General features: G+C 40.6%; 1 protein-coding gene. It reads right to left on the bottom strand.

Features of this window, described 5'->3' with window-relative positions:
- Positions 1–70: 70 nt before the first annotated feature.
- Positions 71–538 (bottom strand): hypothetical protein, encoded by a 468-nt coding sequence (locus HP566_RS07495; RefSeq protein WP_249976642.1) that lies wholly within the window; start codon positions 536–538, stop codon positions 71–73.
- Between the last annotated feature and the right edge of the window lie 21 nt (positions 539–559).

Genomic DNA, 559 nt, shown 5'->3' with positions numbered 1-559 from the left:
CTAACGCCGCAAACACCGGTGACAAAAGTGGAGCGCAGCGTAGCTTTTGACATCCGCGTGCTTTGCCTGGTTATGCATTTTGATAACGCGCTTGGACTTCAGATAAAAAACTGTACGCCATTGAAAATGGATCCACGTATATACCGCTTCTACGATCAGTCGATACCTTCACATACGATACAACTTTATTATCTTCTGAAATGTACGACAAATGCTCGGGTAAGTGCTCGAAAACCACCTCAAATGAATTGGCGTGCGCAATTAAATTGAGTGCTCTCCAAAGATCTAGCTCAATTTTACTATCATCTATATTTCCAGATGGCGACCAGCACTTTTTTTTCAATCCAAACTTTGTGCTTTTATCGAACGATTCGAGCACTCTTCTTGCATTTAGCGAAAACGTGCTGATAGTTTTCTGCAACTTGAGCTCCACTGGGTGCAAGACATCATTGTTATTTATATATTGGGCGCCAACTAGTGACCAAATTTCAACAGCAGAATCCTTAGCTATATCAAATGAATTTTGCAAAATGCTCATATTCTTTCCTTATGCATAACG

Source organism: Vreelandella olivaria, from assembly GCF_023507745.1.
Lineage (GTDB): Bacteria > Pseudomonadota > Gammaproteobacteria > Pseudomonadales > Halomonadaceae > Vreelandella > Vreelandella olivaria_A.
Note: the sequence above shows the minus strand (reverse complement) of the source record. Positions and strands in the feature narration are given on the sequence as shown.

What these genes read in the sequence shown, in the direction of transcription:
- HP566_RS07495 (WP_249976642.1), bottom strand. Translation starts at nt 538, where the DNA reads ATGAGCATTTTGCAAAATTCATTTGATATAGCTAAGGATTCTGCTGTT.